The sequence below is a fragment of the Eubacterium sp. AF34-35BH genome, assembly GCF_003477765.1.
Taxonomy (GTDB): Bacteria; Bacillota; Clostridia; order Lachnospirales; family Lachnospiraceae; genus Eubacterium_G.
Genome location: NZ_QUDZ01000001.1, coordinates 334,368 through 350,706 on the forward strand (window position 1 = coordinate 334,368; position 16,339 = coordinate 350,706).

The 16,339-nt window shown below is 37.1% G+C and carries 9 protein-coding genes; all 9 read left to right on the forward strand.

Annotated elements, in window-relative coordinates; translation table 11 throughout:
* The first annotated feature begins 4 nt into the window (after positions 1 to 4).
* The 9 genes from DWZ69_RS01550 (at position 5) to DWZ69_RS01590 (ending at position 16,306) form a co-directional block, all read left to right on the forward strand.
* The gene (locus tag DWZ69_RS01550) at positions 5 to 277 is read left to right on the forward strand and encodes a ribosomal-processing cysteine protease Prp (protein ID WP_118435807.1); all 273 of its coding nucleotides are present in this window, start codon (positions 5 to 7) and stop codon (positions 275 to 277) included.
* A gap of 100 nt (positions 278 to 377) precedes the next feature.
* Positions 378 to 1,268 (forward strand): hypothetical protein, encoded by an 891-nt coding sequence (locus DWZ69_RS01555; RefSeq protein ID WP_118435809.1) that lies wholly within the window; start codon positions 378 to 380, stop codon positions 1,266 to 1,268.
* A 19-nt stretch (positions 1,269 to 1,287) separates the two neighbouring features.
* Positions 1,288 to 2,322 carry a N4-gp56 family major capsid protein gene (locus DWZ69_RS01560; RefSeq protein WP_158573343.1) on the forward strand — a complete coding sequence of 345 codons (1,035 nt, stop codon included), beginning with the start codon at positions 1,288 to 1,290 and terminating at the stop codon, positions 2,320 to 2,322.
* 11 nt (positions 2,323 to 2,333) lie between these two features.
* The gene (locus DWZ69_RS01565; protein WP_118435813.1) at positions 2,334 to 2,783 is read left to right on the forward strand and encodes a hypothetical protein; all 450 of its coding nucleotides are present in this window, start codon (positions 2,334 to 2,336) and stop codon (positions 2,781 to 2,783) included.
* Positions 2,784 to 2,859: 76 nt separating this feature from the next.
* Positions 2,860 to 3,210, forward strand: coding sequence for a hypothetical protein (locus tag DWZ69_RS01570; RefSeq protein ID WP_118435815.1), 351 nt, complete (start codon positions 2,860 to 2,862; stop codon positions 3,208 to 3,210).
* A 9-nt stretch (positions 3,211 to 3,219) separates the two neighbouring features.
* Positions 3,220 to 5,412, forward strand: coding sequence for a hypothetical protein (locus DWZ69_RS01575; RefSeq protein WP_118435817.1), 2,193 nt, complete (start codon positions 3,220 to 3,222; stop codon positions 5,410 to 5,412).
* Positions 5,399 to 5,581 (forward strand): hypothetical protein, encoded by a 183-nt coding sequence (locus tag DWZ69_RS01580; RefSeq protein ID WP_118435819.1) that lies wholly within the window; start codon positions 5,399 to 5,401, stop codon positions 5,579 to 5,581. Before DWZ69_RS01575 ends, DWZ69_RS01580 begins: the two co-directional genes overlap by 14 nt.
* Positions 5,582 to 6,610, forward strand: coding sequence for a hypothetical protein (locus DWZ69_RS01585; protein WP_118435821.1), 1,029 nt, complete (start codon positions 5,582 to 5,584; stop codon positions 6,608 to 6,610).
* A gap of 9 nt (positions 6,611 to 6,619) precedes the next feature.
* Positions 6,620 to 16,306 (forward strand): hypothetical protein, encoded by a 9,687-nt coding sequence (locus tag DWZ69_RS01590; RefSeq protein ID WP_118435823.1) that lies wholly within the window; start codon positions 6,620 to 6,622, stop codon positions 16,304 to 16,306.
* Positions 16,307 to 16,339 lie beyond the last annotated feature (33 nt).

Consider the following 16,339-nt stretch of genomic DNA (forward strand, 5'->3'; position numbering starts at 1 on the left):
ACAAATGATTAAAGCGAAATTAACAGAGAATATGTTGCAGGTTAAGGGACATGCAGGATATGACAAGCCAGGAAAAGACATAGTGTGTGCAGCAGTCAGTATATTAATATTCACCTTTTGTGAGGTTAATAAGACAGACATAGAAGTAAAGACGTATACGGATGATGAGATAACTGTAGAATTTGATTCAGAAGTGAATACAGACTATGTAAGAACAGGTTTGGGATTTCTTGAAAATGAATATCCAAACAACGTAAATGTAAGCATAGAACCATAAAGAGTTCAGGGGGGGTGTAATTGCCCTCCCGTTTTTGTATATAATCGAGAACAGAAAGAGGTCGTACCTCTCAAAAAACACAGAAAAGGAGGCATTTTATATGTCATTATTCAAATTTAATCTTCAATTTTTTGCAGAAGGCGCAACTGCAGGAGGAGAAGGAGCGGGCGAAGGAACTGTGGACGCCGCACAGGAGCCGGAAATCAAGTACGGCAAACAGGTAACAGATGGAACAGAGGAAGAAGAGGTCGAAGAGCCGGAAGAATCAGAAGAACCAAAAGAGCATAAGCCAACCTTTGATGAATTAATCAAGGGAGAGTATAAAGAGGACTTTTCGAACAAGATGCAGGAAATCGTGCAGAGACGGATCCGTAACAGCAAGGATGTGGAAGAAAAGTTTACAACATTTGCTCCGGCATTGTCGGTTTTGGCTGAAAAGTACGGAGTGGAAGATGCAACAGACATTAGCGCATTAACAGACGCTATCGTAAATGATGATGCATTGTATGAAGCAGAAGCAGTTGAAAGAGGTGTGGATATTCCAACACTTAAACATATCAAGTCAATTGAAAGCCAGAATAAGGTATTGGCTGAAACAATGCAACAGAGAGAAAAGGACATGCAGAATGCAGAAGCATGGCAGAACATATTGGCACAGGCAGAGGAAGTAAAGGAAACATATCCCGAATTTGACATTGACAGTGAAATGGCAAACGAAAACTTCGGACACCTGATTGCAGTTGGTATTCCTGTTAAGGATGCATACGAGGTGGTGCATCTTAATGAAATACAGGCTAGAGCAGGAAGCATTATTGCACAGAAGACAGCCAATAAGGTTGCAAATTCCGTTAAGGCTAATAAGAAGAGGACTGTTGAAGGAACAACAACCGGTCAGGCAGTTCAGGTTAAGCAGGACCCCGAATCCTGGACAGAGGAAGAAAGAGACAAGATTTACCAAAGGGTAATGAATGGAGAAAAGATATATTTGTAGTATCGGAAAGGAAAAAGAAATGAACAGAAACACAAAATTAGCATTTAACTTACAGCACTTTGCTTTGGACCCTGCACTAACATCTGATAGTGAAATGTCCAAGGATATGAAAAAGAATTATGACATGGAGTTATTAAGACGTTCAACTCCAAACTTAATTCACGCACAGTTTGCAAAACACGCACCTTTACCTAAAGGACAGGGTCAGAACCCACGCTGGAGACAGTTTAAGAGTTATGCACCTGCACTTACTCCATTACAGGAAGGTGTAACACCTGTAGGCAAGAAGCCTAAATTAGAAATCATTGAGGCACATACAGAGCAGTATGGTGACTATACAGCCATCAGTGACAGAGTAACAATGGAAACTATCGACCCTATCGTATTAGAGCTTATAAAGTTACATGGCGAACAGGGTTCGAATACATTAGACATTGTAGCGAGAAACGAAATGATTACAGGAACAAACGTATTATTTGCTCCAAAATCAGACGGAACAAAGGTAACAACAAGAGCAGAGCTTGATGCAACATGTACAATGACACCTAAGGTTATTTCAATTGCAAAGACAATCTTAAAGAGAAACAACATCAGACCAATTGATGGCTCATACGTTGCAATCATTCATCCGGACATTGAAAATGATGTGACAACACATCCATTATTCATTGACATTAACCGTTACGGAGATAACGTTAAGAAGATTTTTGAAGGAGAAATCGGAAAACTTTACGGTGTAAGATTCGTCGTATCAACAAACGCAAAGATTTGGAATAATTCATCAGCATCAACAGGTGCCACACCTGCGGGACTTGCAGTATATGGCTGTTTATTCTTCGGTGAAGATGCATACGGTGATGTACAGCTTGAAGGTGGCAATATGGAAACTATTGTTAAACAGTTAGGTTCAGGTGGAACAGAAGACCCATTAAACCAGAGAGGAACAGTAGGCTGGAAAGTTACCGGTTATGTTACAAAAATCCTTAATCAGTTAGGAATTTTAAGAGTAGAGTGTTGTTCAGCAGAATTTAGCTCAATTGCAGAAGCAAACTAGGAGGATAGAAGATGGCAAAGACAAAGGAACAGTTAGAACAGGAATTAGCTGATGCTTTAGCTGCAAGGGATGCAGCAGAGCAGAAAGCACAGCAGGCAGAAATTGAAAAGGCGGAAGCCTTAAAGGAAAAGGAAGCTGCAAAGCAGGAAGCAGAAGACTCTAAGTTAAAGACAGAAGAACTTTTGAAAGCAGCAGCAGAAGCGGAAAAGGCATCAGAAAAGGAAGCAGAAGCTTTCTTAAAAGATGATGATAATGATGTTGAAATGATAAGTGTCCGTTTCCCGGCCCTTAGAGGAAAGGATGCAGACAAGGACATTGTACTCATAGTAAACGGTAAGGCTTGGCAGATTCAGAGAGGAGTTGAAGTTGAAATTCCTAAATATCTGTATGAAGTATATCTTTGCAGTGAACTTGCAAAGGATGAAGCAGCAGAGTTTATTGAAGAGAACACATCAAACTAAAATCAGCTTTGAATAAATCATAAGAAGGAGGCGGATGGCTTAATGTCATTCGCCTTTTGTAGTTAAGGAGAAAGATATGAGGAAGATAACAATAGAAGAGGTGATAGCACAGGTAGATTCAATGTACCAGAACACCTTTGACAGACAGGACAAGGTTAAGTGGATTGATGAAGTGGAAGAAATGATAAAGCAGGACATCATAGACACACACGAAGACCCTGACGAAAAGGAAGAAAACAAACTGTACGCATATGGCCCATACACTGATGTGTACTTGTATTACATAGAAGCACAGATAGACAAGAGTAATGGAGAGTATGACAGATACAGTAATCACATGGCATTGTTTAACGCAAGCTATCAGGAATTTGAAAACCATTATCACAGAACACACATGCCAATATGGCATGGAAATTTTGAAGTGTAGGAGGAAAGAATGAAATTACCTGAATTACAGCCAATAAAGGCAGGAACAGTTAATCTTGATGCATTTAATGGAATCAATGACAATGTGTATATCCCGGAAGGATATTTTAAGGACATGAAAAACATGACATCAGATTATTACCCGGCATTGGGGCAGAGAAAAATAAGAGAACAGTATAAACTTTCAGGCAACTTTAACGGAGCAATAACTGTTAATGGAACACTTTATACAGTAGTCGGCACAAAGATGTATAAGAACGGAACAGCCATAAACGGACTTACAGTTGCCAACAGTAAAAAGAAACTGTTAGGTTACGGGGCATACATTGTAATAATGCCTGATAAGATAATGTACAACACCAAGGACGGAAAAGTGTCTAATATGGAGTATAAAAAGAAAATTGACATATCAACAGAAAATGTAGAAACAAGTGATGCAAAGAAAAGTAGAATTTATCTGTCGGATGAGTATGGGAATCCATATGTAGTAATGGAAATGAATGCGTCTCAAATACCAACATCAAAACAGGATGCAAATGAAAAAGTCAAGGCATTTATAGATGCAAACAAAGTAATATATCCGGATTTTGTCAGCACAGTTAATGCGGTTGCAGGTGCAAAGAGTTCAATAAGGGCATATGTTGCATCTTGGGGTGGTAAATATAAACTGGGATTCTGTCCGATTACTTCTGAACATAAGATTGCGATTGAATATTACAACGACAGCACAGGAATGTGGACTAGCCCGAATTTATATTTGACATACTACATACAGATGAAAACAGCAGATGAAGCAAAAAAAATAGCAGATTCTATAAAAGAAGGGGATTTTGTAAAGATAGAGGTTTCAAATTTGGCAGGAACAGTATTAAAGAAGGGAGATACGTCCAATAACACTTACGACTTTTACCAGAAGTTTGCAACTCCAATAAAGGTTGAAAAGGTGTTAAGAAAAAACAATGATGTTGGATTTGTATTTTCTAACACGGGAATAGATTTTTTGGAATATGTAATGAAGGAAAAAGACTACTCAATAGCTTACTACTCAGATTCTGCTACAAGTGACGCAGATGAAGGTGTTAAGTTACAGACGTGTTTAAATTATGCCACATTTTTGTACAGTATGCCAAATGACGGAAAAGCAAAAGGTTTCAAGGTCGCAACATTAAAAAGGGAAATGCCAAACATGGATTACCTGACAGTAGCAGATAACCGTATATGGGGATGTTCTAACAGCGCACATGAAATATATGCGTGTAAACAGGGTGACCCAACAAACTGGTATTCCTATGCAGGAATATCCACAGATTCGTATGCAGTAACCATTGGCAGTGATGGAGAGTTCACTGGATGTTGCACATATAAGGGAACACCGTATTTCTTCAAGGAAGATTTAATCATCATTATGTATGGCTCAAAACCATCAAATTATCAGGTCAGCGAGATATTTTCTCAGGGAATAGAAAAGGGAAGCTCGGAATCCATAATTTATCTTAATGGAGCAATGTATTATAAAGCACGAAAAGGAATAGTGAGATTTGATGGCAGTAATGTAACAACCATATCAGAAGAACTTGGGAAAAAGAAATTTAAGAATGCAGTAGCTTCAGCAAGCGACAGCAAGTATTTTGTGTCAATGTTGGAAAATGATAAACCACGTCTGTTTGTATATGACAGTGACAAGGGAATGTGGCACATAGAGGATGATTTCAGACCGGACTTTTTCTTCAAGTTTGGAGCAACAGTGTGTGGAGTTAGGAGAACTGATTCAATGGTGTACAGAATTGACGGACTTGAAGACATTACAAAGAAACTGCCGTCAGCCACAAAGAAGATGGAAATAGAAGAGAATGTTGCAGTAGGTAATTTGATTATATACAACAGAGGGCTTGAATGGTACGCAGAGACAGGACCAATTGAAAAAGGAAGTGTTAATGCCAAATACATTCAGAGACTTGGAATCAGATATGAATTGCAGGAAAGAGCTTTTCTTACTGTTAAAGTTAAGTATGACAATGACAGTGAGTGGCAGGAAGTTTTTACACACGAAGGAAGAAAAGGCGAGGGAGCAGTAAGCGTGCCATTCAGACCATGCAGGTGTGAAAAGTTCAGATTAAGGTTTGAAGGAAAGGGCAAATGCCTTATCCATAACATTCAGAGAAGTGTGTATGAAGGGAGTGATGTAAGACATGGCAACTTTTAAGATGGAAGAACCACCGGGATTAACCGGAGATAATGCAAGGGATGTAAGTGCTCTTAATTCGTACATCTGTAATTTACATTCACAGTTAAGATACATGTTTACGGCACTGGACGAGGATAACATGACGGATTCAATTAAGAGCAGATTAAACATTAAGGAGGAAAAGTAATTGGCGGGAATAATTAAAAAGAGATACCTTACGGGGCAGACAAAGCAGACAACCAATCAGACAGACGTGCAAAATCAGACAAGCACATCAAACAGCTACAGTAACAGTGTATCGAATAGTAACGGACTAAGCTGGAACACAAGCCACGTGTCAAATGGAACACAAAGAGCATTACAGAAAGCAGAAAAAAGATTTAATAGTCCGTATGATCATCAGCTTAACAGCACATTAGGTCAGATTAATAACAGAAAAAAATTTGAATATGACTTAAACGAGGATGCGTTGTATCAGCAATACGCAAACAAATACAAGGCATTAGGACAACAGGCAATGCAGGACACAGTGGGAAGTGCTGCAACACTTTCAGGGGGCTATGGTAATAGTTACGCAGTAACAGCAGGGCAACAGGCATACAACTCATATTTGCAGCAGCTAAATGACATTGTGCCTACACTGTATCAGCAGGCAAGAAGTAATTACGACACAGAAACACAGAACCTGTATAACAAAGCCAGCTTGTATCAGGGATTAGACAGTGAAGCATATCAACGTTATTCAAATGACAGAAGTTACTATAGCGATAAATATAACAACGAGTGGAACAGAAACGCAGTGTCCCATTCAAAACAGACAGACACATCAAGTCAGACATCAAGCGAGACTTCAAACACAAACAGCTATAGTAACAGTACAAATACATCCATTAATTCAACTTATGCTAAGCCGACGTATGCTAAGCCGACTACAAAATTACCAACAGCATCTGAAACAGGTTCAGCAGCAGGAAAATATGAAACAGCAAAAGGACTGATGGCCTCATATGGATTATATGGAACAGATAAATTGAAAAGTTGGTACAAATGGAAAGCTGACAAGGAAAAAGAAAATAAAGAAAACAATAAGAAGGAAGATATAACCTACGGTAAATACAAAACATACTTAGCGGATGCAATAAATAACGGAATAAAGAAGACTTACGGAAGTAATAAGAATAAAAACAAGAGTAAGAACAAAAATAAGAAGAAATAGGAGAAACAAATGTCAGGAATATCATTAGAGCAGTACAGGGAAGCAGAAAAAAGAAACAGAGTTATTGAGGCGAATGAATTTTTCGCCTCAGCTTCTACTGTCGGAAAGAACATAACAGACACATTAAATAATGGTGGCGGAAATGGAAACATTGGTAAACAGCGCATACAGTCAGCCAATCTTCTTAAGCAGGCACAGAGAATGAGACAGATGTATGCCAATGAGGGAAACAAGAAGATGGTTAAGAACATTGATTTGGCTACAAATTATCTTAACAATGTTAATTCACACTTGGATAGTGTGCTATCCCCGGAAACTACCATCAAAGAAGCTTTTTCGGATGTAACACCTACAATTCCAACACAGAACAATAAAACACCGAATAAATTCCAAAAAATCAATTACAACATATACAACCAGAATAGAAATCTATCCTTTGATGAATTAAACGATAAACAGGCGCAGTATAAGAGAGAGGGAAAGCCAGAAATATACAATCAGATATTGGAAGGACTTAAGAGCGAAAAGGCAACAGACAATGATTATAAAAATGCTGTTGAGACTGCTAAGAGTAGAATTAAGGAACTTGACACAGGAGACGACGAAGGCAGCAGAGCATATAAGCAGTATATGAAGATGCAGAATGATAACAGTGCGCATGGAAGATATGCAAAGGAAAATCTAAAGAGAAATCACGAAAATTCAGATGGGTGGAAAAGAGCAGCAGAAATAGATAAGTATAATGACATAATTAACAAGTATGGAGACTATGCAAAATACGGAAAAACAAATACAGAAGTATGGAAACAGTCTGTAGATGGAATGTCATATAAGGATAAGTCTGACTACATCAACAAGCTAAAGACAAATGAATATGAACAGCAGTTAAAGGAAACCATTGATAAATACCCATCAGGAAAAGAATATATTAGCAGTCTGTCAGAGGGCGAAAAACCGACCGCACAGGGATTTTTAACTTGGATGGAAGACAACAACAAGGGATTCTACAGCGAACAGCGTGGATATGAGAAAAACACAAACTTAAACCACATGGACGTAAGCACAGCAAGAAACAATCTGCTCAATATGGATAAAAAGGTAAATGATTGGGAGAAGAACAGTGAAGAAAGAAATAATCAGATAGAATACCTTGATAAATATGCCAAATCTACAATTCAGGATAATTACGAAGATTACAAGGCATTGTATGATGAATATGAGAATAAGTTTGATAATTCAAAGTCACAGAGCGAACAGCAGGACTTGGCACTGGACTTTCAGAAGAACTATAACCAGAAGTACATGGAGCTAAAGCAGGAGCATAACTATAACCTTTTGGACGACCAGGATAAGACAGAACTTAACAGAATTGTAACATCAGGAGCAGATGATACTACACTCTACGACAATTTGAAAAAGAAGTATGGCTTTAACAATAATGAAGCAGATGCAGTGGTAGGATATGCAGAAGCAAAGAACAATGAAGAGATAGCAAAACAGCAACAGGAAGAATACAGAGAGTTCGGAAGAAAACATCCGGTTGCAGGAACAGTCCTGTCTGTTCCTATGTCGTTGACAGGTGGAATGGGAGCAGTAAGCAATACCTGGAACAGAATGAAGCAGTTGTTTGGCTCGGAAAAACCATTGGATTGGAATAATGCACCTAACAGAGTATCAAAGAATACACAGGAGTTGAGAGAAGGTGTAAAGGATGATATTGGAAATGAAGTGGGAAAATTTGTGTATGACGCATTTGCAAGTATGTCTGATTCTGTAGCAACAATACCACTTAACATGTTGGTTCCGGGAGCAACAACAGTACTGCTTGGTTCATCCGCCGCAAGCAGTGCAATGATAGACGCACATGACAAGGGAGCATCAGATTCAAATGCCATAGCAACAGGAGTAGGAGCAGGAATATTTGAAGGTCTGTTTGAGAAGGTATCTCTTGATAAACTGATTGATGTGCGAAAGAACATGTCAAAAAAGGGATTAAAGAACATGTTGAAAGGTGTAGCAAAATCATCAATGATTGAAGGAAGTGAGGAAGGATTTACTGAAATAGCAAACATTCTATGGGACAGTGCAGTAAATGGTGACTTATCAGATTACAACATGGCATTAAAGCAGTACATGGACCAGGGAATGTCTGAAAGCGAAGCAAAGAAGCAGACAGACAAGAATATGGCTAAAAGAATAGCAATGAATGTTGGCGGTGGTATGCTTGGTGGTTTGTTTTTTGCACTGCCTACGGCTGGATATTTCCATTTTAAAAATTCAGCAAACATGGAGATAGCAGAAAAAGGCGAGAAAATAATTAAGAGTAAGAAAGACGTGGAACTTAAAGATTACATAGAAAATAACTATGACAAGACCAGTGATGTGTATCAGCTGATGAAAAATATCAATTTTGAATCACCGGAAGAAGTAGGCTATCTTTCCAATGCAGTAGAACTAAATGAATATCAAAACTCAGTTCAAAAGTTTGATGAAGCAATGGTTCCGGCAGTTGAATCACGTTTAAGGGAATTAAATGTGCCTGAAAATGAAGCAAAAGACCTTGCAGTTAAAACAGTGGAAAACATTGGAAGCAAAAAAGACATTGATGCAGGAGAGTATAAGGAAGCATATGAACAGGTTAAGAGAGACATTAAGACAAAAAACAGTGGTGTATCAGTGGAATGGCTTGATAATGTTGACCTGACACAGCAGGCAGAACACATTGACAGAATGAAGAAAATAGCAGGGCTTAGTGAAGGCAAGAGCTTAAAGACAGAGAAGGAACAGAACATTCAGAAACAGCAGGAGCAGTTGGAAAATAACGTAAACGAAAACGTGGCAGAGAAGATGAACGAAGGAAGAGTTGTTGAAAATGGAAAGGCAAGTCTTGTTTCTGATGAAGATACAAAGTTTAATATTTTATCACTTGTTGTTGGAACAGACGGAAGAACAAAGGTAAATACTGACACAAGACAGACATACGACATTGACGACGTTATTGTTGACAGAAAGACAGCAGAATTAAGTGAATTTGCAAATCAGTATGAAGGAAAGGACAGACAGAAATTTTTCAGATCATACGAGGAAAACAGAAATCTTTCACCGGCAAAGTTTGCAATGTACTACAATGAGGCTTACAGATATGGAAATGAGAACCTTGGTATTGAATCAGCACTAAAAAATCAAAGACTTACAAACGTTTTAAATACAGATGCCATTGCTCGTGCATTTGACAGTGGAAAAGCCGAATATAAGCAGAAAATTGAGCAGAGCAGAGTTATCACAAACAATAATAACAAGGGAAAAGTTGTATTTGATAATGTTGCCCCTGAAATGCTTAACGATACACAGAGAGCAGCAGTTGATTTGGCAAACACTTTGTCAGACGTAACAGGTGTAACTTATGAGTTCTTTGAAAGTAAAAAGAACGAAAACGGAAAGTATCAGGGAGAAAACGGAAGTTATAACAGAAAAGAGAACAAAATAAGAATAGATATTAACGCAGGTATGATTAGTTCTACAGAAGGAAACAATTTAATGGTTGTCACATTGGCACATGAATTAACCCATTACGCAGAAAACCTGGCACCTGCTGAATATGCAAACCTTCAGGAATTTGTTTTCAACAAACTGTCAGATGAAACAGGAAAGAGCATTGAACAGCTTATTGCTGATGAAATCAAGAAAAATGGTGGAAAAATCAGCGAGGATGTTGCAAAAAGTGAACTTGTGGCAAGAGGATGTGAAGCAATGCTCACAGATGGCGAGAGCATAAAGGCACTTGCAAAACAGGATGCGGGACTATTTGCAAAAATCAAAACAAAAATAGACCAGTTCTGCAACAAGATAATAAAGGCATGTAAGGAAATCTTGAACCCTGATGGAAGCATAAAGGACAGTGCCATCTCAAAGGAAGCACAAATGCTACAGAATTATGCAGAGGAGTTAAGAGGACTTTGGAGTGAAGCAGTGAAAAGTGCCGGAGAAAGTAATGCAGCTAATTTAAAAAACATAGACACACAGAAAATGATAAGAGAAATGCCAGATGGCACAAAGTATGTAGAAATTACTTCTGAAAAGAAAAAATTTGAGGGACGTGATAGAAAGGACTTTCCAAAGATTGCAAAGGAAATAATAACTGAAAAATTTCAAGGAAAAGTAATTGGGGTACCAGGTAAAAATGCTTATGTGAACTCCGAAGGTAAGGGCGAATATATACATCCAAGAAAACCCATAAAAGAAGATTATATATACGACAGTAAAATGAAAGCATCGTCAGAATTAGATAATATGCTAAAAATAAGTGAATATTTAGGTAATTATCCAGACGGAAGGGATGGACATATACATCCGGATAATAAAGGAGGGTTTGATTATTATAAGACATTATTTAAAGTGGATAATTTTATGTTTGAGGGAGTAATAAATATTCCAATAACAAAAAATGGAAGACTATTTAAAGATATAACACAAATAAAAGATGTTACAGAGGGATATTTGGATCAGTTGAGAAAAACTCAAAAGTCCAATGCCTCTGCAACATCTCTTAAAGAAAGTATATCTCAAAACAATAAAAATGACAATGAAATTTTAAAGCAGGACATAGATGCAGGCAATGATGTAAAGGAACAATCAACCCCATTTGAATTTAAAGCAAAAACACATAATGATGGAAGTCAATACAAATGGCTTGAATTCAATTCCTTACCATCTTTTACAGAAGCTCAATGGAATGAATTGTTTAATTTAAGTTCAAATTATTTACCTATAAACTATTTAAAAAATGGAACTGTCTTAAAACAATATATAATGGATAATCTGAATAAAAGGGGTAAAGCAGAATTTGATTTTGAAAAAGAGGATTATTCAGCTTTGTTAAAGGTTTTAGACATTCAACCATCTATGGATAGTGAAGGTAAACAATTATCAAAAGAACAGATAAAATATTTTGAGAAAAGCCTAATTAGAACAAATGAGGGAAATCTTAAAAGAGTATATCATGGAAGCCCTAATGATTTTACGATATTCGACCACTCAAAAATAGGAACTGTAGGTAGCGCAGAGGGTTACGGATTTTACTTTACTGACTCAAAAAGCAAAGCAATGGGATATAGCCATAAAAATGGCAATATACTTTCTGGTTATGTTAATATCGAGAAACCGTTATCGTTAGATAAAAGAACTCTTAAGAAGAGTGAAATAAAGAAACTTCTAAAAAAATTAGATCCGTCAGGTGATGATATATTATCAAATTATGATACTACAGGAGTTGGTTATCCATCAAAACAATGGTATAACAATGCACTTAGAGATACAATAAATGCGGTATTTGAGAATGATAATGATGCTGACCTTATTGCGGAAATATCAAATGCATATGGAGATAAAAGTATATTAGGAACAGTAAGAAAAGTTCTTGGTTATGACGGATTCATAGCAAAAGATAAGTATAATGATGGAGAAGTGTATGTAACATTTGAATCAAATCAGTTTAAAAATGCAGATAATATTAATCCTACCAGCAATGAAGATATTCGTTATCAGGTTAGACAGGATGCTGATGGAAGGGATTATGTTGAAATTAACGAAGATATATTGGAAGGGGTGAATGAAGATGATTATGAAGCTGTAACAAAAAAAGTTCTCACAAGCATATTTAAAAGTGGAATAGAAAACAAAAATAATATTTTTACTATGAACAAAAATGACAAGAATGAATTTGTCAGAAATAGAACAATGACATATTACTTACATAACAATAATCAGATAAGATTAGACAAATTAAGAATGAGTAAAAATGCAATGGAAATAATAGACAATGCAAAAAACTGGAAAAACGTTGAAAAAAAGTATACAAATACTAATAACAAACATTTAGTTGATTTTGCATATGGTTATTTGAATGTGTCAGTTCTTGGAAATGATTATAAAGTGAAAGTTGTAATGGGGGCAGATAAGTTTGGAAATATTCATTTGTATGATATAGCTGATATGACGCCAACAAAAATAAATGGAAGAACCAATACTACCGTTCACTCAATTAAGGGAGCCAGTATGTTTAATGGTTCTTCCGAGGACAATATATCAAAAAGTGAAATGGATGTCAATAAAATCTTAAAGCAGGACCGAAATACAGATTCAAGCAGGGAAATCCTTGCAACAGCATTGGAAAGCACCATTAAGGATGACACAGAGAGACAATACATTAAGAATTATAGAGACAACATAGACAAGCTCTATGACCTTGATAAAAAACTTGATGTTGTAAACGGTGCATTAAAGGAAATGTATTTTATGCCGGGAAATAAGCCTACATCAACAATAAAGGATTTGCAGAAGCAGGCAAACGGTATCAGAATACAGATGAAGAGATACGAAAACAACCTGCTTAAACTTGAATCTACAAAAACTCTTAAGAACTTTGTTGAGAGAGAGAATAAAGCAGCAGCTACAAAGCAGAGACATATAGATGCACAGAGACTTAAAGAGTATCGAACAAAACAGAATGAACGTTTTGACAGAATGCAGAAACGTTATCAGGATGCTGCAAAGCAGAAAGTTGAAAACCGTAAGAGAATTGAAGCAAGAAACAAAGTTATTAAGAGAGTAGACAAACTCAACAAATGGCTTGAAAAACCAAATAATAAGAAATACATACCTGCTAAGTTTATGAATGGTACGGTTGATTTGTTACAGGGACTTAATCAGGATGTAATGAATGTAGCCCAGAGACTTGATGAAGTAAGGGCAGAAATGGCAGGCTATACGAAAGTTCCACAGAATTTGGTAAATGAATATACAGTATTATTTGAAAAGAATAAACAGTTAAAGGAAAGAACGGAAGCACTTTCAAAGTTTTACAAGGCAATAGAAACAGATCCTGATTATGCAGGTAACTACAGCCAAACAGTAATGGAACAAATTGACAAGATGAAGGAAACCGTAAAGGACAAGCCTATTGGTGCAATGAATGTACAGGAACTCAATGTGGTAAAAGATACCATTGATTTACTTACTAATGAAATAACCAAGTGGAATGAAACTCTTGATACAAAGTTCATTGATGGCGAAGAAAATGAAATGAACATTAAGGAAATATCTGACAAGGCATATAAGGAGCTTGTGCAGAGACAAAAGGTTAGCGACAACGTTGTACAGTCGTTCATTAATTCGCAGTTATCACCAACAAGATTCTTTAAGAGAATTGGAGGATATGCAAAGAATGGAGTTTGGGAACAGCTTGGAGAAATGCTTAATGACGGTCAGAGAGACAAGTTAAGATATGAGCAGGGTGCAGCAACCATATTTGATAAGGTTACATCAAACAGAACGGACAAGAACAACCAGAAGAATTTGGCAAGACTTAAAAAGGAAAAGGTCGATATTGGACTTGTGGACGAAAACGGAAAGCCTGTAGAAATAACAAAGGGAATGATGTTATCAGTGTACAAGCACCTGCTCAATGAAGAGAACTTAAGACATGCAATGTATGGTGGCTTTACAATTCCTGAATTTAAGGATTACTACAAGGGAAATAGAAGTAAGTCATACGCACAGAATAAGACAAGAGCGCTTGGTGTTTCAACAGAACTTGCACAGCTTGGCCAGAAGATTCAAAAAGCATATGATCATGGAGCAACGGATGTTGAAATTGCAGAACTTGAAAACGGACATGAAGAAATCATTGAGCGTGGGAAAATGCAGATGGCTAAAATCAAAAACACCATTGAAGAAATCATACAGGGTGATGAATATCTTAAAAAGTGGATTGATTGTAGCAGTGAATACTTTGACAAATATTCAAAGGATGCCATTAATGAAGTTACAATGAAGAGATACTCAATGAAAAAAGCAGGAGTAGACAACTATTTCCCAATCCACACAGACAGCAATTACCTGGCAAAAGGTAAGGAAGGAAAGGGAAGCAGAGCGGTAAATCTTGAAAATTCAGGGTTTATGCAGGACAGAGTTAAGTCAACTAAGCCTATTTACCTTGAAGACATTACAAATGTTGTTAATGATTCAATATCAGGAACAGGAACTTATGTAGGTTTCCTTATCCCACAGTACAACTACAACAGAATTTTGGGATATACAACGGATGGATATAAGACAAACATTAAGAATGCATTGGAATTAAGACTTGGACAGCAGGCTACAAATTATCTGTCAAATCTTGAAAAGGATTTGTTTGGTGGAAGAAGTGGAGACGGAAGCTGGTCTTCAAGAATAATGTCAAAGGCAAGAGGTAAGGTTGCACAGAGTGCATTAACTCTTAATATTCCTGTAACAGCAGGTCAGGCAGCTTCTTATTTCACCGCTGCACCTACAGTCGGCTGGAAGAATCTGGCGAAGGCTTTTGCCAAGGGTGGAAAACATGGACTTGTTATCTCATCAGCAGACAGAGAGTTAATTAATAAATACAGTCCGCTTTTATGGTATAGAAATCTGGGTAACGTATCACAGGATATTCACGACGCAAAGAATGCAGATGGAATATATAACAAGATTAACGATAAGACAAACGGTTATCTTTTCGGTTGGATTCAAAAAGCGGATGTGGCAACAGTAGGAAGATTGTGGTATGCTGCACAATACTATGTAAGTGACAACTTTAAGGATTTAGAAAAAGGCAGTGATGAATACTATAAGCAGACAGCAAAAGTATTTAACAAGATTGTTGAAGAAACACAGCCAAACTACACAGTAATGCAACGACCGGGTGTATTAAGGTCTCAAAATGAAATGGTAAAGGCACTCACAATGTTCTCTACACAGAGAATGCAGAACTATAACATACTGTTTGATTCAATAGCCACAGCAAGAAGATACAGACAGGATTTTAAGAATGGACTTAACGGAGTAACAGCAGAGGATGTTAAGCAGGCAAACAGAACAGCAAGAAGGGCAGTTGCATCACAGATAGTGTCCGCAGCAGTTCTTGGAATAATGAAGACCGCAGCAGCTCTAATGTTACTACAGTGGAAGAATTTTGGTGATGATGAAAATGAGTTTAGAAAGGAAAATGTATTAAAGTACGGATTAGACCAGTTCTATTCCAACGTTGCAGGAACAATAGTTGGAGGTTCTGAATTATATTCCTTTGTTTCATCAATTGTTAATAAAAGTGCTTACTACGGAATATCCTTAACAGGCTTTGATGCAATTACTGAGTTTGTGTCAGAAATTCAAGACTATGCATTAAGACTAAGAACTGATAAAGTGTCAGCAAAAGACACAGAGAAACTTATTAGAAACTTTAGTGTAGTTATGGGAATACCTTATGCGCAGGCAAAGAAAATCTACGAAGGTACTACAGGCTGGACCAAATACACAGTATCAAAGTTGCAGAGAGAAAACAGGGACTTAACCGAATTTGCACAGACAAATGAAGTTACAATGACTAACAGTGTGAAAAAGATTATTAAGCAGACTGATTTCGACAAGAAAACATTTGATAAAATAATGAAACAGCAGGAAGAAAGTGTTAAGATTAAAAATCCTGAATACAGCAAGAAAGAGGTGGATAAAACAACAAGGTCAAGAATGCGTAGCAGATTCACGAAAGAATTAAAGGAAAAGTATAAGGCAAATGAAATGTCTAAGGCAGAAGTCATAAGACAGCTGAAAAGAACGGGCCTTTATACCGGACAGAGCAGTCCATACAAAACTCTTAAGAGGTGGAATAAAGAATAGCTGGTTTCAAGGGGGGTGTAATAACCCTCCTTT

What these genes read in the sequence shown, in the direction of transcription:
- DWZ69_RS01550 (WP_118435807.1), top strand. Translation starts at nt 5, where the DNA reads ATGATTAAAGCGAAATTAACAGAGAATATGTTGCAGGTTAAGGGACAT.
- DWZ69_RS01555 (WP_118435809.1), top strand. Translation starts at nt 378, where the DNA reads ATGTCATTATTCAAATTTAATCTTCAATTTTTTGCAGAAGGCGCAACT.
- DWZ69_RS01560 (WP_158573343.1), top strand. Translation starts at nt 1,288, where the DNA reads ATGAACAGAAACACAAAATTAGCATTTAACTTACAGCACTTTGCTTTG.
- DWZ69_RS01565 (WP_118435813.1), top strand. Translation starts at nt 2,334, where the DNA reads ATGGCAAAGACAAAGGAACAGTTAGAACAGGAATTAGCTGATGCTTTA.
- DWZ69_RS01570 (WP_118435815.1), top strand. Translation starts at nt 2,860, where the DNA reads ATGAGGAAGATAACAATAGAAGAGGTGATAGCACAGGTAGATTCAATG.
- DWZ69_RS01575 (WP_118435817.1), top strand. Translation starts at nt 3,220, where the DNA reads ATGAAATTACCTGAATTACAGCCAATAAAGGCAGGAACAGTTAATCTT.
- DWZ69_RS01580 (WP_118435819.1), top strand. Translation starts at nt 5,399, where the DNA reads ATGGCAACTTTTAAGATGGAAGAACCACCGGGATTAACCGGAGATAAT.
- DWZ69_RS01590 (WP_118435823.1), top strand. Translation starts at nt 6,620, where the DNA reads ATGTCAGGAATATCATTAGAGCAGTACAGGGAAGCAGAAAAAAGAAAC.